The sequence below is a fragment of the Parabacteroides sp. AF17-3 genome, from assembly GCF_003635445.1.
Lineage (GTDB): Bacteria > Bacteroidota > Bacteroidia > Bacteroidales > Tannerellaceae > Parabacteroides > Parabacteroides goldsteinii.
Genome location: NZ_QTMM01000014.1, coordinates 47,516 through 70,525, shown reverse-complemented (window position 1 = coordinate 70,525; position 23,010 = coordinate 47,516). Strand labels below are relative to the sequence as shown.

16 protein-coding genes are annotated in these 23,010 nt (G+C 49.7%); 15 read left to right on the top strand and 1 reads right to left on the bottom strand.

What is annotated here, in order from left to right; translation table 11 throughout:
• Window positions 1-3: 3 nt before the first annotated feature.
• From DWW91_RS18360 to DWW91_RS18300, 14 genes are all read left to right on the top strand, one after another.
• A complete protein-coding gene (locus DWW91_RS18360; RefSeq protein WP_122328549.1) occupies window positions 4-939 on the top strand; it encodes a fimbrillin family protein in 936 nt (311 codons plus the stop codon).
• A gap of 43 nt (window positions 940-982) precedes the next feature.
• On the top strand, window positions 983-2,008 hold the full coding sequence (locus DWW91_RS18355) for a fimbrillin family protein (protein WP_122328548.1): 1,026 nt from the start codon (window positions 983-985) through the stop codon (window positions 2,006-2,008).
• 209 nt (window positions 2,009-2,217) lie between these two features.
• Entirely contained in the window at window positions 2,218-3,237 is a 1,020-nt protein-coding gene (locus DWW91_RS18350; protein WP_158599466.1) for a fimbrillin family protein, read from the top strand.
• A gap of 25 nt (window positions 3,238-3,262) precedes the next feature.
• Window positions 3,263-4,303: a fimbrillin family protein gene (locus DWW91_RS18345; RefSeq protein WP_122328546.1), complete on the top strand. Its 1,041-nt coding sequence runs from the start codon at window positions 3,263-3,265 to the stop codon at window positions 4,301-4,303.
• Between the two features lie 13 nt (window positions 4,304-4,316).
• The gene (locus tag DWW91_RS27555; protein WP_147426556.1) at window positions 4,317-4,505 is read left to right on the top strand and encodes a hypothetical protein; all 189 of its coding nucleotides are present in this window, start codon (window positions 4,317-4,319) and stop codon (window positions 4,503-4,505) included.
• Window positions 4,471-5,433: a fimbrillin family protein gene (locus DWW91_RS18340; protein WP_158599465.1), complete on the top strand. Its 963-nt coding sequence runs from the start codon at window positions 4,471-4,473 to the stop codon at window positions 5,431-5,433. Before DWW91_RS27555 ends, DWW91_RS18340 begins: the two co-directional genes overlap by 35 nt.
• Window positions 5,434-5,444: 11 nt before the next feature.
• The gene (locus DWW91_RS18335) at window positions 5,445-6,458 is read left to right on the top strand and encodes a fimbrillin family protein (RefSeq protein ID WP_010802765.1); all 1,014 of its coding nucleotides are present in this window, start codon (window positions 5,445-5,447) and stop codon (window positions 6,456-6,458) included.
• Between the two features lie 25 nt (window positions 6,459-6,483).
• Entirely contained in the window at window positions 6,484-7,497 is a 1,014-nt protein-coding gene (locus DWW91_RS18330) for a fimbrillin family protein (protein ID WP_010802766.1), read from the top strand.
• Window positions 7,494-9,545, top strand: a complete 2,052-nt coding sequence (locus DWW91_RS18325) for a fimbrial protein (protein WP_122328544.1) — start codon at window positions 7,494-7,496, stop codon at window positions 9,543-9,545. The genes DWW91_RS18330 and DWW91_RS18325 overlap by 4 nt, the downstream gene beginning before the upstream one ends.
• A 14-nt stretch (window positions 9,546-9,559) precedes the next feature.
• A complete protein-coding gene (locus tag DWW91_RS18320; protein WP_158599464.1) occupies window positions 9,560-11,695 on the top strand; it encodes a DUF4906 domain-containing protein in 2,136 nt (711 codons plus the stop codon).
• Window positions 11,696-11,708: 13 nt separating this feature from the next.
• Complete coding sequence (locus DWW91_RS18315) at window positions 11,709-11,990, top strand: HU family DNA-binding protein (protein WP_122328542.1); 282 nt, start codon at window positions 11,709-11,711, stop codon at window positions 11,988-11,990.
• 543 nt (window positions 11,991-12,533) lie between these two features.
• Entirely contained in the window at window positions 12,534-13,028 is a 495-nt protein-coding gene (locus tag DWW91_RS18310; RefSeq protein WP_122328541.1) for a hypothetical protein, read from the top strand.
• Between the two features lie 212 nt (window positions 13,029-13,240).
• Window positions 13,241-13,690: an HU family DNA-binding protein gene (locus tag DWW91_RS18305; RefSeq protein WP_044214359.1), complete on the top strand. Its 450-nt coding sequence runs from the start codon at window positions 13,241-13,243 to the stop codon at window positions 13,688-13,690.
• A gap of 37 nt (window positions 13,691-13,727) precedes the next feature.
• Window positions 13,728-14,627: a D-Ala-D-Ala carboxypeptidase family metallohydrolase gene (locus tag DWW91_RS18300; RefSeq protein WP_007658108.1), complete on the top strand. Its 900-nt coding sequence runs from the start codon at window positions 13,728-13,730 to the stop codon at window positions 14,625-14,627.
• A 154-nt stretch (window positions 14,628-14,781) separates the two neighbouring features.
• Here DWW91_RS18300 and pbpC read toward each other — a convergent pair whose 3' ends face one another.
• A complete protein-coding gene (gene pbpC / locus DWW91_RS18295) occupies window positions 14,782-17,082 on the bottom strand; it encodes a penicillin-binding protein 1C (RefSeq protein WP_199722607.1) in 2,301 nt (766 codons plus the stop codon).
• Window positions 17,083-17,393: 311 nt separating this feature from the next.
• Between pbpC and DWW91_RS18290 the strand changes: the two genes are divergently transcribed.
• Window positions 17,394-22,928, top strand: coding sequence for an alpha-2-macroglobulin (locus DWW91_RS18290; protein WP_122328540.1), 5,535 nt, complete (start codon window positions 17,394-17,396; stop codon window positions 22,926-22,928).
• Window positions 22,929-23,010 lie beyond the last annotated feature (82 nt).

Genomic DNA, 23,010 nt, shown 5'->3' with positions numbered 1-23,010 from the left:
GGGATGAAACGGCTGCTGATATATCTGGTTTGCGCCGCCATGTTTGGGGGGTGTTCTCCCGACGACCGTCGGGAGACGCCTTCGGGCGGAGCAATTCGTTTCGTGGCAGACGTCTCTGTAGAAACGAGCAAAGCTTCGGGTCTTCTGTCGGGAACCGTATTACCGGACGGAAGTCGTGCCGGACTTTTCGCTTGTTCGACGCAGACCGGCGGTAGCAGTGAAGTTGTCATGAACAACGTAGCGGGAACGATCGGTGTGGAAGGGGCGGTCGATTACGATCCGGTGAAGTATTACGAAGCGGGAAAGAACTATTCTTTTTATGCCTGTTGGCCCTATACGGCGTCGATGGCCTATACGGATGCTGCCGACGCCCCTTCGCTGAAAATCAGCCTGGGCGATCAGGCGGGGAGTCAGGCGGATTATCTGTGGGCATCCCTGAAAGTAACGCCTGATACCGACAGGTCGAATGATATCGGCCGGTTGACTTTCCGGCATGCCTTGTGCCGGATACGGGTACGTATTTGGAACGGTAGTACAGCCGGTGTTTTTTTGAATAGCATTACGCTGACGGCTCCGGGGAGCGGCACGCTTTCGCTGGCCGACGGAAGCTGGGAGGAGGTAGAGGAAGGCAATCGTTTTCCCTCTTTTATCCTTTGCCGTTATAGTGAGGCGGTGGAACTTCCGCAAGAGGCTTTCTACGAGATACCGATTTCGTTGCTTCAACTCCCGGTGGGAGCGGAGACAATGAAAAAACAGGTTTTCAGCATTACGATCGACGGACAGACGTTCGAGGTTTCTCCCGCCACCCCTGCCGAAGGCTGGGCGGCAGGCTACTCTTACCTTTATACGGTATGGTATGCCACCGATGGTGTCACTTTCCAGGGTACGATCGAACCCTGGCTACCTGTCGAGGCAGGAGAGGTCGACTCGGAAGAATAGTTTTGAACAATATAAAGTATTAATATTAAAAAGAAATTAGTGTATGAAAAATCTTATTTTATTAACAGCAATCGCTTTCGCTGCTGTCTCCTGTTCTGAGGACGACGGGTTGCAGAATAGCAAACCGGAGGCTAATGCGATCCTTTTCGGTACAACGGTGCAGATAGAAACCAAGGCCGTGGTAAAAGGGACGAAGATCCCCGACGGGGAAAAAGTGGGACTGTATGCCCTGGAAGCGGAATCATCCGCATCCCCGGCATGGAAAGCCTCCGCAAACCTGATGGATAACATCGAAGCGGTTGCGAACAGTTCGGGAGGATTGGACTATTCTCCGCTACTGAACTATACGGTGGACAAAGTGTATAACTTCTATGCTTATTATCCGCATACGGCTGTTTCCCAGGCAGGTGGCGACGGAGTCGTGGCGCCAACTACTACTGCTGCCCCCAAATTGAAAGTGACTCTGGAAAAAACACCGTCCGCACAGGCCGATTATATGTATGCCGCGCCGATTGAAAACTACAAACGGACATCGGACGAAGCCGGTGTTATTCAGAAGCTGGTGTTCAAGCATGCCTTGACACAGATACGTTTTAAGTTCAAGAATACGGAAGAGTCGGATGCGATAGTCATCAAGAGTATCAAGGTGAAAGACAATGATAAGGGTACAATGAGTATAACGGATGGGGAATGGAGCAGTTTGAGTGCAACATCATCCGACGGGAATACCTTTACTTTCTTTCAGCCGACAACCCCTCAGACAGTAGCAGCCGGAACAACTTTCGATATCCCGGAACAATTGATGCTGTTCCCGAAGACAGGAGAGGATATGGTTGGTAATTCGACTCTTAAATTTGAGTTGGCTCTGGATGCCAGCGGTACGGAAAAAACGGTGGAGATCACCCCGACAGTCCCTGCCACAGGTCTTACAGCGGGCACTTCCTATCTGTATACCTTATTATACAGTTCCACAGCCAAAGACTTCATTTCCTTATCCACCGAAGTGGTTGACTGGGTAGATGCCATAGGCGGCGATTTGCCGGTAGTACCGGATAAACCCGGGGCGTGAAGCGGTAAGATAAAGATGTAGATATAGAAATAATTGAACTATCCCGTTCCCGTGCCCGACACGGGAACGCAAAGGCACAAACCGTATCCTATATGTATCTTTTGATACTGCTGGTTCTTCTGCGGCCCCGTGTCAAGCACGGGGACAAGATAGCTCAATTTTGGCAATATGTGAAACATTCAAATCTGACAATAATTAAAACAACAAACATGAAAACAACCAACATATTACTAACCATTCTCCTACTGCTTCTCTCGGTTACCGGGTGTACTTCCGACGAACAGGGGGATGACCCCGTTACAAACGGGAAGGGAGAATACGCTGTCAACTTTAGCGGAAATATAAATTTGACGCAGACAAAGGTAAGCTCGTCGGAGAGTGTGGCAACTGGGGTAAAAGCAAAAATCTCCACCTTTGTAACGGACGAGACTTCTACTCCTGTTGTCGATGCAAAAGGATATACGGTCGCCACTGCCGGGAAATTTAATGGCGACGATAGTTTCGTAATGTATCTGGCTAAAGGTTCTTATGACTTTTATGCCGTATCGGCCAATATCACCACTTCGGCAAATGGAATTCCTGTCTTTTCAAGCGGCACATCGACTACCGACTTGCAAAATAAGGTCGATTATATCTATGCGAATAGTAAGAATGTGGCTGTTCCTGCAACTGGCGGCGGTAGTGACAATAATATAACCCTGAATTTCGAGCATAAAGCTGTCCGGATTACTATTGACGTAAAATCCGGAACCGGGTTGGAACTGACCGGCTGGCAGGATGGTGACGATCATGCGACCATAACCCCTCCTGTAATAACCAATTGTAAGATGAACTTGACTGATGGTGTAATAACACCGGCAACGAGTGTGAATACAACTCCGGATAATATGGAAACAACAACTGTGGCTACTAAAGCCTCTACAGCCTCTTATACAATGCTTCCTTTGGCCGCTTCGAGTGGCAATGCTCACAAATTGACTGTCACCTTTAAGGTTAAGGTACAGGTCGGAGGCCGTGCAGAAGAGAATAGAACCTATACGGCAACATTGACAGCACCGAATACCAGTGACAACGGTAACACGACCGCCTTCCAGTCCGGCAAGAATTACACCTACACGGCTACTCTGAACCCGACTGCAATCACCTTCACCGGCGCCACAGTCACAGACTGGACACAGGTAGGCACAACGGAAGACCTGAAACCCAGCGAACCGGATCCGGCGCCATAAATATAAAATAACAAATAAAACACATATGTCCCATCCTTATTTATATATCCTGTCTTTCATCCTGCTGCTGTCCGGCTGTGCCGACGGGGAAGAACATGCTGACGAGGTTGTCGATCCGGCTCCGCCCGGGGAGATGGTTGCCGTGTCGTTCAGTAGCGTTATCGGCCTGGCTACAAAAGCAGGCGGGGAGGCAGCGGGAGTTACCGCAGATACGGATCCCGTACTCGCTGATGATGTACAGGTAATTGTCTATGCCTATAAGGAGACCGCTGCCGGTGTCCCTACTGCTGCCCCGGTTGCCAGTCGAACTTATAAGGCTGCGAATGGGAATGGGAGCCTGACGGAATCCGGTAGCGAGGGCCTGATGTATCTAGCCGCCGGTAAATATTGCTTTTATGCCCTGTCGGTCAATGAAAACAGCCAACCGCCTGTATTGGCGGAAGGCTCCTTTTCGGAAACCGGCGAGCTAACCAATAACACCGACTATATCTATTGCAAAACAAATGCAACCATCTCGTCTACCTCGGGCGAAGAACAGGAGGTTTTGTTATCCTTCTCCCGCCTGTCGGTACGTATCGAACTGAAGGTGGTGAGCGAAATCAACGGAACGGATGCCGGTAAGGCGACGGAGGCAGCTACGCCGGTAATCAAACTGGCAGCTACCGACCCGGTTGGCTCAAAAATCAGGCTGGGGGCCGATCCGGTAATTACCTCCGGTAGTGTACCGATTGCAGCCGTTGCCAACACAGGGATGACAGTCACAGGAACGCTGGCCGGAGGTGGTTTTACAGCCGGTTGCATCATGCTTCCGATGAAGGCCGGGCAGGAAATCCCTGTAACCCTCACCTTTCCGACTATCACCTTCGATGGACTGTCCCAGCAGAAAGACAAACTTTATACGTTGGCTATAACGACTCCGGAAGGTGGTTTTGTGTCTGGTAACCAATATAGTTACCGGGTGAATATCACAGGAAACGAAATCGTCTTTCAGGGGGTGACGGTTACCGGTTGGAAAGATAAAGAGGGTAGTATGCCCGATAGCGATATAACAGAAGATTTTATGTAACACAGCAACAACCATGAGAGATCGAATAAACATACCTGTGTTGGCGAGCCTTTGGGTTCCGGTTCTTTGCCTGGTACTGGCAACCGGATGTACCCGGGAGGAAGCGATCGACGGTCCGGAATCAGGCAACCGATCGGAAATCCATTTCTTTACCTCTACGCAGACACGTGCGGGGGGGAAGTGGCCTGGCAACATCCGCTAAAGTTCGTATTTATCCCTATCATCGAAAAACAGGGACAACGGCACCGGTCATGTATGGCGGCAAAGAGTACGTGGCGGATGCTACCGCCGGAACAACGCTGACTCCTGCGGCTCCTGCGGGTACGGATGCCAAAAATATGATCCTTCCTGCCGGAACATTCGGGTTTTATGCCATTTCTACCAATAGCAGTACGGAAGAAGTTCCGGCGTTTAATACCGTTGCCAATGATGGCTATCCGACAGATGACGCGAAGAACACGACCGCACTTGTCAATGGAATCGATTATCTGCACGCTGTTAGAGAGGAGGCGATACAATTCGGTTCCGCGCAGGAGGTCCCTTTGACATTTAAGCATATAGGAACCCAGGTGCAGCTGACTATCCAGTTCGATGCAAATGCCTGTGCGGCAAGTGAGACGGCCGCTCAAAATTTTGCCAAAGCTGAGGTCTGGGTGCAGCAAACCGATGTAACAAATGTTTATATGTACCTGAGAGACGGCCAGGTGCGTGTCGGTAATAATGTGGGATTGCCGTTTTTGGACTGTGGTTCCGCGGCCGATAATTTGAATACCGGTAGCATGGCAAAAATGTCCGTAGAGAAGGTCGGAGAGGTGACAGGGAGCATTCCGGCCAATCAGGTGGCCACCTTCAATATGCTGCCATTGAGATCGGAGGCGTCCCGGAAGATGTGGATTAAAGTCGTTATCGCTGACCTTAAAGTCGGGGATACGCCAGCGGCAACCCACACCTATAGCGGACAACTCGATGCCTCCAACGGCTGGAATCCCGGTGAACGAAACAGCTATACGCTGATTCTGAAAGGTAATGAGATTTCTTTTTCCGGGGTAACGGTGGAAGACTGGAAAAACGGTACTTCGGGCGTGGTGGGCGGTATAACGGACTCGTCGTCATCAACAACAACAAACTAAACACGGAAAACATGAAACAACTGACAGCTACAATAACTACCGGCCTGTTCATGCTGCTTCCCATAGCCTGTACGCAGGAATACGGACAAGAACAGGCAGACAACCATGATATAACAGTCGGCTTTACGGCTACGGCAGGTGAGTTGGCTGCTCGGGCGGAGGCTGCCGTCGGCAAGTCCCTGGAAGCAGGAGCGAACGTCACGGTACATGCCTGGACGAGTGCCCTTTCTTCCGCCACATCGGAGAATCCTGCGCTTTCAAATACGTATACCGTCGATAATTCGGGAGAAACAGTGGTGTTGAAGGCAACAGGCGGTCCTATGCAGGTACAGACCGGATTGAGTTATTATTTTTATGCCCTGTCGACCAATAGTGCAACGGATGCCGTGCCCGCATTAAGCGGCAGTTACCAGACATCCACCCTTCACAACGGAGTCGATTACCTGATGGCAACAGCCAATATAACTAACAGCGGCGGTGATAGTGAGATTACGGTCCCTTTGTCTTTCCGCCATCTGGCAGCCCAAATCGTATTGACCGTAAAACCGGCAACCACTGATGGCTATCTGTCTGCCGATGCTCTGTCGGTAAGTATTGCCGACACCGATCCGACGGGCAGTTATATCGACTTGTCCGTCGGTTCCGATAGTCCTGCATTGATAACGGGCGGTGTTCCGGGCGATCTGCCCAGTGGGCAGACCAAGGGGGCTACAGTATCTCAATCCTCTCCGGCCGAATTTACCGTCTCCTTTATCGTCCTGCCGGTAACAGCTTCCGCCCGGGGGATCCCGTTGAAACTGGATTTTACCAATTTGAGCTTTGAAAGCGATAAAACCACGGCCTCTAAAAGCTATACGGCAAGTATCCTGCCGGAAACCGGTAAAACACTTACGCTGGAGGGGGGCTACAGTTACGCATACGAAGTGAGAATCGCCCGTTATGCCGCTTCATTCAGCCTGCCGACAGTAAAACCCTGGGAATTGTTCGGTGTGGATATGGATAAGATAGAACTGGACCCGAAATAATCAGCTTCGGAAAACAAGTATACGTATGAAAAAGAGTAACAATATATGGATCGTTCTTTTGTTGTTGGCATCCTGTCGGCAGGATACAGTCGTGCCGGACGGGGAGGTGCTCTATCCAGTGACGTTCAGCCTGCCGGAAGTGGAGGTGATGACCCGCGCAACGGAAAGCGAAGCGTTGGAAAACGGCAAAACGCTGACAATAACCGCTTATAACCCGGATACGAAAGAGATGGCGGGAAGTAGTCAATATGTCGTAAGTTCCGGCAGTCTCGGATTGGCAACGGGTGCGGGCCCTTTGTATCTTCCTGCCGGTACCTACGATTTTTGTACGATGGTTCCGGGGACCGGTCTGTCGGAGGATGGGCGTTCTATTACGGTTGCTGCCAATGTGGATGCGTTGGGTTCGGTTACCCGGGCGCAGATGTTGCCGGAGCCGACGAGTGTCACGCTGAATAGCCTGGATCATCTGGCTGCGCAAATCAGCTTTACGGTGCGGGTAGTGACGGCAACTTCGCCAATCACAACTTTTGAAGTAAAGAAGGTTGTTATAAATGGTATGGTGGAAGCCCGGGCCGATAATTATAAGTTGCCGGAAAATGAGTGGGTTATGCCGGATGTATTTAACGGTAATCTGACGATCGATAATCAGAGTGGGAATCTGTTTACTTATTCGGCGGATGCTCCTGACGGAAAAAACGGGAAACACTATAATATCCAGAAAGAGCCCTTAGTTATCTTCCCCCGGCCTGCCGGTACGTTTGAGGCTGTCATCACATTGAATGTGGGAGAAGAGAACAAGGCGGCTGTGGAAAGAACAGTAAAAGCAACCATTAACAAACTGGCATTCGAGCCGGGCAAACGATATCTGTTTGAAGTGAACTACGGCTGGGATTTTGTGAGTTTCACGGTGACAGTCGCTGCATGGAATCCGGTAGATAATAACCAGGACACAGTGGGGAGCGGCGAACAGGAGATCGAACATATCTTTACGATCGAAGGTAGTTGGGTAGATGTATCATTGGAAGGAGAGATAGGATGAAACAGTTGAAAGCGATTTATTACGGATTGTTTGCATGGGGCATAGCTTCCGGTTGTTCCGGAGGTTTACCTGATCACCCGGAAGAAGGGAGGGGCGATGAACCGGTACCGGTCTTTTTTTGCCTGAGGCAGGAACCGGTTGTCTCGATCGCGTGTGTCGACGGGCTGACGAAAGCAGACCCGCCGGCAACCGGAGAAACAACGGAACTGGCTATTAATGACCTGACGGTTTTGCAGTTTGACTGGGATGGAACGACGGGGGATGGCACTGATGCTGAATGTGTAACGTCGCGTTTCATCCTTTCGCCTCAACCGGAGACTGGTACTGATATAGAAAATCTTTACTCTATCGGTCTGCGTTCCCAGAACAATGCAGACCAGTATATCATCTTCATAGCGAATGCCGGAGCCGTATTCCAGGATTACGAAGGAGGAACACTTGGAGCATTCAGGGAGAAGACGGTGGCGCTCGACCAACAGACCATGAATGAAAAGAATATCATGATGATTGCGGCAGTTAAAGCCTCCTTTACCTCCGGTGGAAATCAGGGAAATCCTATTGCGGTAGACTTGCAGCGGTTGGTGGCACGCATCCGTTTCACCTGGAAAAAGAACCTGAAAGTAACGGGTGCCAATTTTACCCCGTCTGTCCTGAAAATAGGGAATGTGCCTAATGTATTGAGATATGCCGACGGATTTGTCGATACGGCTGCCGGGGCGGATTATCCCGAAAAGAAGGAGGCCAATTTCAAAGACTATACCTCTATTGTCGCCGGGATCGACAAAGGGTATACCTGGTATGTTCCCCTGAACCGGCATGCCAAAACAGGAAAAGGAGCGACCTCCTATGAAAAAGATGCAATCAATGCCCCCGATGCATTTTGTACCTATGTGGAACTGTCAGGCGTATATACTACGCCGAATATGCCCGACCAGCTGGTCAGCTACCGGTTTTATCCCGGAGGAAATACAACGAACGATTATACGATCGACCGGAATTGCGCTTACGATATTCAAGCCGTTATTGAAGGGTTAAACTCGTTTGACAAGCGGGTGACGAAAAAGACCTTTGAATATACAGAACCCGCCAATTGCTTCGTAATAGCCCCGGAGCCGGGTAATGAATTGTCGTTTAACCCTTACCTGGCCCCGGGAGCAAGTGTGGCGGGCACAGGAGTGCTCTACGAAGACCGGTTGATCGACGGACGTTTCAGCAGAGTGGCCGGGGTGAAAATTCTCTGGCAAACGGTAGAAGGTTTGATCCGGTCGGTATCTCTAACCCAGGGGATGGTCGATATCGCTACGAATACGGACGGTGTTGCCGGAAATGCCCTGGTTGCGATTTACGATGATGAGGGAACCATCCTCTGGAGTTGGCATATCTGGGTGACTCCCTATGAGAAAGTGCTTTATAAAAATGGTACAAACGGGCGTTTGCAGAACTATGCCGGACAGACCTGGATGGATCGTAACCTGGGTGCACTGAGTACGATCAAAGGGGATGAAGGTGCCCGTGGTGTCTATTACCAGTGGGGACGTAAAGACCCGTTTGTTACCTCGGTTGTTGCCGGGGGAACGGCTCCCGCTCATAGGGATATGGGAACAGCTTTGAATATAGACAAGTTGGTCGAAAATCCTACTGTGTTTTTTACCAATCAGGCGGATAACACCTGGAATGGCGGGGGACCGTTGCCTGCATTGTGGCAGGCAACAGGCAGCAAAACACTGTTTGATCCCTGCCCGGCAGGTTGGAGGCTGCCGGGGAAAACGGCTTGGGAGACTTTTGTATGGAGCACTAATTTTTCTTGGGATAGCTCAACAAGTTCAGGGGCAGCCAGAGATGTCGAGGGCGAGACATTGCCTGCCTGGTATCCGTTGTCCGGACGGTTGGATAATAGTTCAATGGAGTATGCTGCTTCCCCTGCCTACCTGTGGTCGGCATCTTTCGGGAACACAATGCCGTATGTTTTCCAGTTTAGTTCAAGCGGGGCCTCCACAGTAGAAACCTCCGGAGCCTGGGGGGCAGCCGTGAGATGTGTCAAACAATAAAGAGAAAAAGAAGAATGGATAGAAAGAAGACAAATAGAACCCGGTTGATCGGAATATTGTTTTTACAGGTCGTCGGTTGGGGTGTTGTAACCGGTTGTGTGGAGGACGGCAGACGGACGGAAACGGATGACCGCAACAGCATAGAGGTAACCTGTTGTTTGCAGATCGAACCGCTGGTAGGCGAACCGGCTACGCGGGCGGATAATACGCTTATCAATGGAGAAGGCACAACGGCAGAAGAGACGGTGGTAAATGACCTGACGGTGATACAGTTTGACGGGAACGGAGACGCGACAGACGAATCGATTGTGATCCGCACATTCAATGGTAAGTTGAATCTGACCAGTTTGTCTATCGGCCTGATGCAACCGCCTTCGAAGGGAAGTCAGTATCTTTATTTTATCTGTAATGCCGGTGATGTGTTTGCCAATTTTGTGGGAACGCTGGGTGAGTTGGAAGAAAAAATACTGACAATCAGCCGGGAGGGTGGTTTGTCGGGAGGAATTGTAATGACCGGAGCCTGTCGTTCGACGTTGGTAGGCGGGACACCGATAAAGGCGACGCTGACCCGCCGATTTGCCAAAATTCGTTTTACTTATAACGCGGATGGATTGCCGGAGGGGGATACCTTCGAGCCGGTGTGGTTGCAATTACTGTCTGTTCCCAAGGCGATGATGCTTGAACCGGCATCGGCAACAACGGATATTGTTGTCGGTTTTTCCGATCTTGATCCGGTTTTAAAAGAGATAGAGAAGGGATATGTCTGGTATATACCTGAAAACAAACGGGGGAAGGGTAAGAATACCGGTGGTAGTGCGGCCAATAAAGGCGCGGTGAGTGTTCCTGATAATTATTGTACTTATATTTTACTGGAAGGCAGGTATCATCAGAGTAGTGATAATAAAGATTATAAAGTCTTTTACCGCTTTTATCCGGGAGCAGATGCGATCAATGATTTTAATCTGGAAAGTAACCATGTATATAATGTAGGATTGACCTTAAAAGGGATAGGTAACAACGACGACCGGGTGGCATCGCAGACGGCAGAGTCGCTACCCGGAGCAAATTGCTATATGACAGCACCCGGTTCTATTCTGACTTTTAATCCGTATGCAGCTGCGGGGATTGATGTTTCATCGACCGGATGGACGTATGCCGGCCGGATGGGAACAAAAGAGCAAAGTAAGATCGACCACGTCGGATTAGTCTGGCAAACGGAACCGGGATTGATAAGGAATATCTATTACCTGATTTCCAGCGGAGAAATACGTTTGGCTATAGATAATAAGTCAGGAAATGCATTGGTTGCAGCGTATGACGGGAATAATAGAATACTATGGAGTTGGCATATCTGGATAACGGATTATTCGGTGGCAAAGGCAGACTATTCTATGGAGGGAACCAGTGCCGAAGTTGATAATGGGTATGTTTATAAGTTTAAAGACTATATCTGGATGGACAGAGGGCCCGGTGCGTTATCTAATGAACGGACAAATGTTACAAACTTCGGTATGAATTACCAGTGGGGAAGAAAGGATCCGTTTGTTCCGGCAAATACGTTTACAGCAAATACCCTGACACCTACGTATGATGCGAATGGGGAGAGGGTCGAAACTACTGCAAAACAGTTTGATCAGGCTTATGTGAATACAGTCGGAGATATGTTTGATAATGTGATGCAGAATCCGCTTACATTCTTTACGAATGGAGGGGCTGCATCAGGTACACCTGTTAATACAAGCAATGAATGTATATGGTATGGTATGTCAGCGAAAGGTGATTTGTGGTCGTCGATAAAAACCTTTTTCGATCCCTGTCCGGCAGGGTGGTGTGTTCCACCGGCTGGAGCAAGGCCGGGATCTGGTGATGTATCTTATCATTATGCTTCAAATGCTTCCGGGAATGGTTTTTATATTAAAGGAATCGAAGGTCTGTTTTGGCCTTATATTGGCTATAGGCAGATCTCGACAGGAGTGCCTAGTGGTGTTGGAGCGCAAGGAATATACTGGACTTCTGAGAATGGAAGCAGTAAGGGAAGTAATTGGGCTAAAACTTATGGGGCTGGTAATGCGAATTGGGATAATACTATGTTTGACCAAAGCCGCAGACACTCCGATGGTATGGGAGTCCGTTGTGTAAAAATCAAATAAACGCAATAAATATATGAATAAGATCGAACTGGCCCGTGCCATCCAGGAAGCGTGTGGATGCACGCAGACAGAAGCAGCCGGGTTGTTGAATACTGTTATAGATGTATTTACAGAGCAACTGTCGAATGGCAATTCCATCAACCTCCAGGGGTTCGGTACCCTGAAACCCTGGCATCAGACCTTGCGTGACGGTCGCAACCCGAAAACAGGAGTACCCGTCACCATCCCTCCGCGCATCAGCGTCAAATTCCGTCCGGGAAAGTTTCTGCTGGATGCATTGAATAAAAAGCAATAACTAATTTTGTAGAAAATAATGAGGCTCGAAACTAGAAATAATTGAACCTACTTTTCCCTTGATGGAAAAGTAGGCAAAAGATCAAGGCTACACCTGCTTCGCTACTTCGCATCCTACGTTCGCTGTCGTCTGTGAACTCGCTGCGCTCAAACAGCACAGCCTCTGGGCGCTCTCTACGGATGCTTCGTTTAACGCTCATCAGTTGAGGCCTTTCATAGAACGCTTTGCGTTCTCTTGGGATTGCTGATACTACCTGTTAAATCCGAAAGTTTTTGTTTTATAAGTATCGGTGTCGGCCATCTTAAGAGGAAGCATAGCTTCCTTGGAAAGGCCTAAGCGGGTGAACGTCCGCGTAGGTGAAAGACGGAACGGTAAAGAAAATCCGTTGTTTGAGCGTAGCGAGTTTCGGATTTTCGAGTGGAGTCTTTCACCGGACCAGTGAAGCCGGTTGAGCCTTGAACTTTTGGTTACTTTTCTTTCAAGAGAAAAGTAACATTCAAAACTGATAAGGTATGAGCCAGCTTTTTGCGAATATATATAATAATGTGGAATAATCTGAAAGATATCTTCGGAAGCGAGAAGCCTTCCGTAAATAAGTTCATCTATAAATTCAACCAATTGCCTTCAGAAAAGCAGGTCAGAGTTTTAAAGGCGGTACGCGAAGCCGCCTTTTGTGACTGGAATGAATTGCCACCGTATTACCGTGATTTTCTTCTCTCCCTGTTCAGCCGCTACCGGACAGAAACCCTGGATTCCTTACATCAGGATACGATTCTGGGTGAAATGACTTTTCAACTGAAGAATCCTCATTTGATCTTGCGTGTAATAGCCTTGCTGGAAGGGCGGAAGAATGGGGGATCTCCGTGTTATCTGGATGTTGCCTTCTGTTTTCTGCTGGTCTTCCCTTTCCCTTGTTCGGTGGAATACATCGGAGATTGCCTGCGCACCAAATTTGTGACCGTCGATGATATCGACTTGTTAATAACTGTTGGTGATTTGCAGGATGGAGCGGGACATATACCGTTTAATTCTAAATAAGTATAAATAACGGCCATAATTGTCTGCCGGAATATGCGGGAGAAAATAAGTTTTAGTCAATATACAGGTTTTTGCCCGGGGGAATTCCTCTTTTCGGGTGAGTGATTTTCGTATTCCGGCAGAATACCCGTTTGGTTGCTGTCCTATCTTTGTTATGTGCTCCGATAGCGGACATACAATTCATACATTATTCATTTAATACATTAATTATTATGGCAATGAAGTTTAAGCTGGTTACGAGAAAGAACATGGGGCCGGATCAGGAAGAAGTTCCGGAGAAAATTTATGCACAGATGGTTTGTGGCGATTATGTTCCTTTTGATGAATTTGTGGAAGAGGTTGCCGACAGTTCGGGAGTGGGCAGTGCCGGGGTAAAGGCGGTGATCGACCGTACGGTCGTTGTGCTGGTTCGCCATATGCAACACGGACGAAGAGTACAGGTGGGAGACCTGGGACATTTCCGCTATAACTTCGGGTCGGAAGGGGTGCCGGATGAAAAGAGTTTTGCAACGAACATGATCCGCGAGCCGAAGGTTCGTTTCTTCCCGGGAAAGGCGTTGCGCGTAGCTAAAAGTCGGACGAGTTTCGAGAAGATTGTGCTTGATGATAAGGCGGAAGATAATGGTGGCGGAAGTGGCGGTGACAGACCGGAGATTGAGTAATTGAGTATTGAAGATCGGCGGTTCAATATGTAAGGTTATGAAACGGTTGACGGTTCAGTTGATTATTGCAATCCTGCTCACAATGAGCGGGATTGTCCTTCTCTTCAGCGGATTCTGGATCGATCCCGCATTGGAAGAGTTTACCTACAGCCGTATCGCGGTAGAAAATGCACTCGACAACACGCCTCCTGCCGCAGCAAAGACGGCTTTGAATCATCTGGTTACTTATTTGCTGGAACCTTTACGGAAGTTTTACAAATCCCCTGTTGCGATCCTTAGCGGATACCGTAGCGATGCCGTGAACCGTCTTGCCGGCGGTGTTGTTGCCAGCCAGCATCGGAAAGGGGAGGCTGCTGATTGTTATGTGGCAGAGGGACCGGAGCAACTACTGGCAGCTCTGCAAAACTCCGGCCTCCCTTTCGACCAGGCTATCTTATACAAACGCCGCCGTTTCCTGCATCTTTCCTTAAAGCAGTTCGGAAGGAACCGGATGCAGGTACTTGTTTATATGATTTGTGTTATTTGTTTGTTTCCGGGCTGCGGATTAAGAAGGAACATACGCCAATCTGAACAGTACGGTTACAGCGATTCCGTCGTTTTCATCCGTAGCGACAGCCTGTTACTTCAACAACATTCAGCCCTTCACGACTCTTTATCTTGGGAATTAAAGCAAATCATCTATCTTCCGCCAGACACGTCCGGCAGGCAACCCCTGCAAAGCATCACCTTCGCCCGTCTTCTCCATACCACCCACCAAACCGACAGCCTTACAACCAAAACTACTACACAACAATCCAGGTCCGCATATACGGAAGAAAGATCACTTACACAGAAAGAACATCGCGCAACGGACTATCGGGTTTTGATATTGGTGGTAGTCGGGGGAGGCTTATTTATTAGTACTTGGAGATATCTGGCAAGAAAATATCAGTCGTAAAGCAATATTTAAGTTGAAACCTGTAACCGGTATTGATTATTGTGGATTACGTTTTGCGAAGGTTAATCCTAAAGAGTGGTCGGAAAAGTACGGGGTAAAGGACTTTGTTTATTATATCATTTATTTTGAACCTTTCGACATAGGAAAAGAATAACTATTTCACCTCGAAAAGTATCTTACGCTGATTACCCCAGTTGTCGATCAGAGTGAGCATGTGTTTACCGGACTCCACTGTGCAGGCGATCTGGTGGTTGTCTGTTGTTTCTCCAAGGTACGTGTCGTCGAGATGCCAGTAGATGGTGGCGTCGGGACGGGCATGAGCGGCTTTGAAGATAAACTTCTCCTGTTTGCCGGAGAATCCTTTCGGTAAGTATAAGATGGCGTTGTGTTCCGGGTAGATCAGTTCGATCTGCCGGCTTTGTGCTTGTTCGCATCCCGGTTTGATGGGAGGGAGGGGAATGTAGTCGATATGGTAGTTACGGTAATAATATTCCTGTGAAGGCGGGAGCACGAACCAGGGACGGGTGATCATCCGGTCGACAGACTCGCAGGAACTGTTTACACGAAAACGTCCGTCTGCCGATAGATGGACGAGTTTGTGGTAAGGACATACCGGGGTGTTGATGCCGGAACGGGGGATATATAATGTGTCCGTCTGGTCACAGATCCGGGAGGCTTTGTGTCCGCTGTTACGACAGATCGCCGCCTGTTCCAGTTCGTCGTAAGGCATATCGAACCAACTGCTGCCGGGTAACAGTGAGAAGAGGTCGAAGAGGACAGGGGCTGCATTTCCTACTCCTGTCAGGCCCGGGCGACCTTCGCCAGACGCATTTCCCACCCATACGCCGACGACATAGCGGGGAGTAGTCCCGATAGCCCAGGCATCGCGTCCTCCGTAACTGGTCCCGGTCTTCCAGGCGATCTGCTTCATCGATTCGAATTGTTGCCAGTCGGCTTCTTCTTCCGGGCGGTTGAGGGCGGACATGGCTTCGTAAGTAAACCAGATGGAGGCGGCTGATAATAATGGCTTATCGGTAAGTCGCTTGTCTGTGATTGATTGTATGGGTTCTTTTTCTTTGTTGGGGAATGGTGTCAACGGATGAATATCCTGCGGATTATATCGTCCGTTGTAAGGACGGTAATGGGTGAGAACCCGGGACAGGGAGGCATACATTCCGGATATATCCCATAAAGTACCTTCTGCGCCTCCCAGAATCAGGGACGCTCCGTAATGTTCTTCCGAGAAACGGAGGGAGGTCATACCTAATGTCTTCAGTAAGGTCATGAAACGGCCGGTATTATATTGCGACAACATGCGGACCAGAGGTACGTTCAGCGAACGTTCGATTGCCCGGTGGGCAGGGACGGCACCGTTAAATGTCTTGTTATAGTTCTGCGGCATAAAACCGTTGATGTTCAGAGGTACATCTGATACGAGGGTGGAAGGGAGTATCTGTCCGTCGTGCAGCATGCCGGCATAAAGGAAAGGTTTCAGGATGCTCCCCGTGCTACGGGGGGAAGTGATGATATCGACCTGGTTTCCCCGTTTTTCGTCGGCCTGGAAGGTGGCATTTCCAGCATAGGCCAGGATTTCTCCGGTTTCCACGTCGGCGATAAGGGCAGCCAGGTTATGGATATGGTTGGAACTGCTGTATTCCCGGGCATAACGGTTGACGAGTTCCTGGGTTTGTTTCTGCAAGGAATACTGTACCGATGAGGTGATACGTATTCCCGGTGTGCCGGCGGCCAGCCGTTCCAGCAGATGAGGAGCTTCGTTGGGCAAGGGCACCGGGGCTTCCGGCAGAGGTTCCATGCAGGATAGTTCGTATTCGGTATTGTCGATGATATTTCTTTCCTTCAGCGTGTGCAGGAGTTTGTCGCGTTTTGTTTTCAGTTGTTTCCGGTTCCTGCCCGGATGGATAAGGGCGGGAGAGTTGGGTAGTACGGCCAGTGTGGCACTTTCCGCCCATGAGAGATCGGAAGCGCTGCGTCCAAAGTAACGCCAGGCCGCTGTCTCGATGCCGACAACGTTCCCTCCGAAGGGGGCATGGGAAGCATACAGGTTGAGTATTTCCTTTTTACTATGGGTCGTTTCCAGGAAGAGCGCCCAGCACATCTCGATACTTTTTTCGTACACGGTACGATCCCGGTTTCCCCGGGCGAGGCGTGCCAGCTGCATGGTCAGTGTACTTCCTCCGCTGACGACGCGGTGGTACCGGACATTCAGATAGGCGGCACGCAGAATGGCCGCCGCGTCTATCCCCGGATGATAAAAGAAATAACGGTCTTCATAAGTAGTCAGGCAGGTAATGAATTTATCCGGCAGAGAATCGGTCGCCGGAAACCGCCATTGCCCGTCCGGTGCAATCCTCGCCTCCAGCAGGTTACCCTCCGAAGAGTAAAGTAATGTCGAGTAAGATACGGGGAACAGGGTACGGGGAACCAGCAGGTACATCCCTCCCCAAAGAAACAGGATAAACAGCAAAATAGATATTATCCAGGTTTTATTTATCGTCATAATGCCCTAAAGCTGATACTATATAAACAGTCACGATATTTTCATCTACTATGATCTCTGCTCTATGTAATGTTTTAGTTGCCATACTTTCCATTGTTATAGTTATTACAAAGATAAGGATAAAAAATGAAAGATCAGGTGGAATACGTTCTATCGTAGAATATAATTCTTTATATTTGTGAAATAAGTAGATGTGCTGATGTTTGCTTTTGATCTTGAATAAGTAGTAACCGTTAATTGGAAGAAATATGGCAAGGTATCTTTATTTGATGTGTTTATGCTATTTGTTGTGCCTGTTGGGCAGTTGTACTTCAAAGAGTAGCGAAGGCGAGACGGGAGAGTTGCCTTTTAACCCGCATGTGGAAGCGTTTACCTCGGGTAAAATATCCAGGTATACACCGGTGTATCTGATATTCAATCAGGATATACCACAGGATAAATTACAGAGCGACCGGTTGTCGAAGCTGGTCCGCATCAAACCGGATATAGCCGGAGAGTTCTCTTTTGAGAATAACCGGACTATCGTTTTCAAACCTGCAAAAGAGTTTGACCGGAATACCTCCTACAAGCTGACGGCCGACCTTTCCGAATGGTTTGACGTGACAGGCAAGGACAAGCAGTTTACCTTCGGCTTTTCTACTTTCCCTATGGCGTTGCGTGCCAATCTGGAATCGATGGAGATCAACAAGAAGAACGAGAATGGTTATGATGTGCTGTGTACTTTGCTGACGCCCGATAAGGAAGCGCCGGAAACAGTTGAATCGTTGGTCCGCATCTCAGAAAAGACAGATGCCATATGGCAACACAGCCCCGATGGTAAAAAACATCAGGTTACCTTGCAGAATGTACAGGCCGGAACCGACGGAAGCCGTACGCTTACCCTTTCCGTTGCCCCGAATAAACTGGGCGTTGCCGAAGATAAGCTGCTATCCGTAAGTATCCCGGATATGAACGATTTTGAGGTTTATGACGTGACTTATGTGACGGAACCGGAACGGTATGTGGAAGTGACGTTCTCTAAAGAGCTGGATTCTTCGCAGGATATGCAGGGATTGGTCTTTATCGCCGGGAATACCTCCGAGACGGTGAATGTGGAGGGGAACCGTCTGCGTTTATATCCCGATGCTCAACGTACGGGAGTTATGAATGTACATCTGAACCATCAGATACGCAGTAAGAACGGCCTTACTCTGAAAGAAGATATTACCCGCCAGGTCGAGATCAGCAGCCTTCTGCCGGATGTCAGGTTTGTCGGGCAGGGAGTTATTATACCGCAATCCACTCAATTGCTCGTACCTTTCCAGGCCGTTTATCTTCGTGGCGTTGTGGTACGTGTGATAAAGATATTGGAGCAGAATATCGGCCAGTTCCTCCAAGTGAATAATCTGGACGGGACTTCGGACCTGATGCGTGTGGGCCGTCTGGTCGCACGTAAGACGATCTTCCTGGATGAAGACGGCAGCGATCTTACCCAATGGAATACCTATGCTATCGATATGAAACAAATGATGGAGCCTGAACCTGGTGCCATTTATCGTGTTGAACTTTCTTTCAATAAAGATCTGTCGGCCTATCCCTGCGATGATTCCGTGAAAGTCTCCCGCGAACAATTGCTTGCTGAAGATGAAATCAAATTCAAAGAGGAAAGTTCGCGTTTCGATAATGGCGGATACTATTATTATAATGGTGATTTCGATTGGAGTGATTATAATTACAACGAACGGAATGACCCCTGTTCGAACAGTTACTATTATAATAAGGTAGAAGGCAAGAACGTGCTGGCAACCAACCTCGGCCTGATAGCAATGGCAGGTGAGGATAATGAAATGACAGTCCTGGTGCATAACCTGATGACGACTCATCCGGAGAATGGTGTCAATGTTGCAGCTTACAACTACCAGAACCAGCAACTGGCATCGGGTATTACAGACAGCCAGGGACAGACCCGTCTGAAGATAACTTCAGGCAAGCCTTTCTATCTGATCGCCTCTTTGGGAAATGAACGCTCTTACCTGCGTGTGGATGGCGGATCGGCTTTGTCGTTAAGCTCTTTCGATGTCTCCGGCGAGGTCGTACAGAAAGGCATTAAAGGATTTATCTATGGTGACCGGGGCGTCTGGCGTCCGGGCGATACCTTGTTCCTGAGTTTTATGCTGAACGACCGTGCCAAAAAACTTCCCGCCAACCATCCGGTGGTAATGGAACTGTATAACCCGTTGGGACAATTATATCTGCGTAAGACACAGACCCGGGGAGAACTGGGTGTGTATTCGTTTGCCATGCCGACGGAACCGGATGCACCGACAGGCGCCTGGAATGTAACTGTAAACGTGGGAGGCGTCAGCTTCACCAAACGCCTGCGTGTGGAATCCATCAAACCGAACCGTCTGAAGATCGATCTGTCCATGCCCGAAAAGACATTATTGCGCGGCGAACCACTGAACGCACGTCTGCATACGGAGTGGTTGCAGGGAGCAACGGCAAGGAATCTTAAATACGATATTCAGGGAACCTTTATCTCTACACCGACCACTTTCAGCGGATTTAAAGGTTTCTATTTCGATGATCCTTCGAAAGTGTTTAACAGCGAAGAGAGCAAACTGATTTCCGGAACGACCGACGAGAAGGGAGACGCCCTTGTGCAGGCGAAGTTTGAGATTGGTTCGACGGCTCCGGGTATGCTGATGGCAAACTTCGTTACCCGTGTGTACGAAGAGTCGGGCGATTTCAGTATCGATGCCAACCGGATGTTGTATTCGCCTTATAAGCGTTATGCCGGTATCAAGTCGCCGCAGCAGACACGCGAACAACTCAATACGGGAAGCAATTACACCTACGAAGTCGCTTCGGCCGATTACCTGGGCAACCCGCAGGCCAATACGGAACTGGAGGTACAGGTCTATAAAGTGTATTGGTACTGGTGGTGGAGTTCCGACAACAGTAGCCTGGCAAACTATGTCTCCGACTCCTATAACAAACCCGTCAAAAATATGACAGTTCGCACCGGGGAGAACGGGCGTGGAACTTTTAGCTTATCGTTCAGCAACGAAGAGTGGGGCACTTACTTTATTTCCGTGAAGGATAAGGATAGCAAGCATTCGACCGGTGTCATGAGTTATTTTGACTGGCCTTATAATGAGGGACGGAGGAATGCCGACGGCAGTGAATCGGCCAGCATGCTGACCTTCAAGACGGATAAGGATAATTACCAGCCGGGCGAGAAACTGGTTATCACCATCCCTTCAGCCAAAGGAAGCCGTGCCGTTGTCAGCATAGAAAACGGCACGAAGGTACTGTCCGTCACCGAACATACCTGTGACGACCAACAGACCGTAATCAAACTGGACGTGACCAAAGAGATGCAGCCGAACGCCTACGTCTATGTAACGTTGTTGCAGCCTCACGGAATCACGAAAAACGATTTGCCGATCCGTATGTACGGCGTTGTCCCGTTCACGGTGACCTCTCCGGAAAGTCATTTATATCCCCAGATCAGCATACCGAACGAGATCAAGCCGGAAGCCAATTATGAGGTAACCGTTTCCGAAAAGGACGGCCGCGAAATGGCCTATACCTTAGCCATTGTGGACGAAGGCCTGCTCGACCTGACCCGTTTCCGCACCCCTGAACCCTGGAAGGCGTTCAATGCCCGCGAAGCCCTGGGCGTAAGCACCTGGGATATGTATAACTTCGTAGTCGGCGCTTACGGCGGACGTATCGAACAATTGTTCAGCATCGGTGGCGACGATGCCCTTAACAAGGGACCGAAAGCCATTGTGAACCGTTTCAAGCCGGTTGTCATGTTCGACGGCCCGTTCCTGCTGAAGAAAGGGGAGAAGCAGCGTCATTCCTACCGGATGCCGAACTATAACGGTCGGGTGAAGGTCATGGTCGTAGCCGGCAACGGTGAAGCCTACGGAAATGCCGACAAGAGCGTTTTCGTGCGCAAGCCTGTGATGTTGCTCGGAACGTTGCCCCGTGTGATCGGTGTCGGTGAAGAGATGGTTGTCCCCGCCACCGTATTTGCCACCGAGAACGGTGTCGGAAATGTCAATGTCTCGATCAGTTGTTCCGATAATATGGAAGTTGTGGGATCAGCCACCCAGCAATTGAACTTTACGGAGAAGAGCGACAAGCAAGCCTCGTTCCGTATCAAGGTGAAAGACCAGCCGGGAGCCGGACGCGTAACGATCACTGCATCGGGCAAAGGCGATAAGTCGGTTTACACGACGGATATCGAGATACGTTCAGTCTCCCGTCCGCAGGTGAAGGTATTGCCTGTCACCCTGGAAGCCGGCAAGTCCTGGAAAGAAACGGTTCAGATGCCGGGAATGAAAGGCACCAATTCGTTGACACTCGAAGTATCCGACGTGCCGCCTTTGAACCTGTCTTCCCGCCTGTCATACCTGATCGGTTATCCGCACGGATGCGTCGAACAGATCACCTCCAAAGGTTTCCCGCAATTGTATGTCGGTGAATTTGCCGCTTTGTCGAAGGCACAGCAGACAACGACCGGAAACGCCGTTAAGGAAGTCATCCGCCGCTTGCGTTCTTACCAGACGGTAGACGGTGCATTCTCTTACTGGCCCGGCGGAACCAGCAGCAATGCCTGGGGAACGGTCTATGCCACCCACTTCCTGCTTTCTGCCGAGACGAAAGGATATCTGGTGCCCGACGGCATGAAACGGAATGTCCTGAATAACCTTCGTCGTGTGGCACGCGACTGGAAGCCCGTCAACTCCTATTATTCCCGTTCGGAAGAGATGACGCAAGCCTATCGCCTCTATGTCCTCGCTTTGGGACAGACGCCGGAAGTAGGCGCCATGAACCGCCTGAAAGAAAATAAATCGTTGCAACCGATGAGCCGCTGGCTGCTTGCCTCCGCCTATGCCTTGATCGGCCGTAGCGACGTGGCAAAGAACCTGATCGAAAAGACTACGGAGCTGAAAACAGATTATTCGGACTACGACCTTACATTCGGCAGCGACCTGCGCGACCAGGCCATCCGCCTGATGACGCTCACCCTGCTCGGAGACGGTAAGGAAGCCGCCCTGCTCACCCGTGACATCTCGAAAGAGCTTTCGTCGGACGATTGGCTGAGTACGCAATCCACGGCCTTTGCCCTGGTATCCCTCTCCGAATACATGGCAAAATACAAGGTGGGTGGATCGATGGATTTCACCTATTCCTGCGCCGGAAAGAATGACAAAGTCAGCTCCGCCAAGAACGTATGGACGGAAACCTTGCTGGAAAAGGCAGGGGCATCCGCTTCCGTAGAACTAAAGAACACCGGAACATCGACCTTGTTCGCCCGCATCATTACCGAAGGTATCCCGGAACAGGGCAAGGAAGAAGCCTATGCGAACGGCCTGTCGCTGGCCGTCAGCTACACCGACCAGAACGGCCGGGCTGTGAATATAGCCGACATGCAGCAGGGAACGAATTTCATAGCCGTGGTGACGGTCAAGAATCCTACCGCCCGTGGCATAAACAACCTGGTATTGACGGAAATATTCCCTGCCGGCTGGGAAATCCTGAACACCCGCTTCCTGAACGACGGGGCGACGGACAAGACGGCCACAGGCATAAATTATCAGGATATTCGCGACGACAAGGTGTATAGTTACATCGACTATCTGCCTTCCGGCCGCCAGGTGACGGTAAAGATCAACCTCTGTGCCGTTTATCCGGGACGTTTCTATCTGCCCCCGGTTTATTGCGAAGCCATGTACGATAATTTGGTACGGGCGAATACCGAAGGGAAAGAAGTGGTTGTAGAGTGAAAAAAAAGTCTTTTAGGCCTAAGAAATCCCGGTTAACTGTTTAAAGTGGACTTCTTAGGCCTAAAAAGTGGCTTTTAAATGG

Bases quoted from the DNA above. Each gene is read 5' to 3' on its own strand.
- DWW91_RS18360 (WP_122328549.1), top strand. From the start codon at position 4: ATGAAACGGCTGCTGATATATCTGGTTTGCGCCGCCATGTTTGGGGGG.
- DWW91_RS18355 (WP_122328548.1), top strand. From the start codon at position 983: ATGAAAAATCTTATTTTATTAACAGCAATCGCTTTCGCTGCTGTCTCC.
- DWW91_RS18350 (WP_158599466.1), top strand. From the start codon at position 2,218: ATGAAAACAACCAACATATTACTAACCATTCTCCTACTGCTTCTCTCG.
- DWW91_RS18345 (WP_122328546.1), top strand. From the start codon at position 3,263: ATGTCCCATCCTTATTTATATATCCTGTCTTTCATCCTGCTGCTGTCC.
- DWW91_RS27555 (WP_147426556.1), top strand. From the start codon at position 4,317: ATGAGAGATCGAATAAACATACCTGTGTTGGCGAGCCTTTGGGTTCCG.
- DWW91_RS18335 (WP_010802765.1), top strand. From the start codon at position 5,445: ATGAAACAACTGACAGCTACAATAACTACCGGCCTGTTCATGCTGCTT.
- DWW91_RS18330 (WP_010802766.1), top strand. From the start codon at position 6,484: ATGAAAAAGAGTAACAATATATGGATCGTTCTTTTGTTGTTGGCATCC.
- DWW91_RS18325 (WP_122328544.1), top strand. From the start codon at position 7,494: ATGAAACAGTTGAAAGCGATTTATTACGGATTGTTTGCATGGGGCATA.
- DWW91_RS18320 (WP_158599464.1), top strand. From the start codon at position 9,560: ATGGATAGAAAGAAGACAAATAGAACCCGGTTGATCGGAATATTGTTT.
- DWW91_RS18315 (WP_122328542.1), top strand. From the start codon at position 11,709: ATGAATAAGATCGAACTGGCCCGTGCCATCCAGGAAGCGTGTGGATGC.
- DWW91_RS18310 (WP_122328541.1), top strand. From the start codon at position 12,534: ATGTGGAATAATCTGAAAGATATCTTCGGAAGCGAGAAGCCTTCCGTA.
- DWW91_RS18305 (WP_044214359.1), top strand. From the start codon at position 13,241: ATGGCAATGAAGTTTAAGCTGGTTACGAGAAAGAACATGGGGCCGGAT.
- DWW91_RS18300 (WP_007658108.1), top strand. From the start codon at position 13,728: ATGAAACGGTTGACGGTTCAGTTGATTATTGCAATCCTGCTCACAATG.
- pbpC (WP_199722607.1), bottom strand. From the start codon at position 17,082: ATGTACCTGCTGGTTCCCCGTACCCTGTTCCCCGTATCTTACTCGACA.
- DWW91_RS18290 (WP_122328540.1), top strand. From the start codon at position 17,394: ATGGCAAGGTATCTTTATTTGATGTGTTTATGCTATTTGTTGTGCCTG.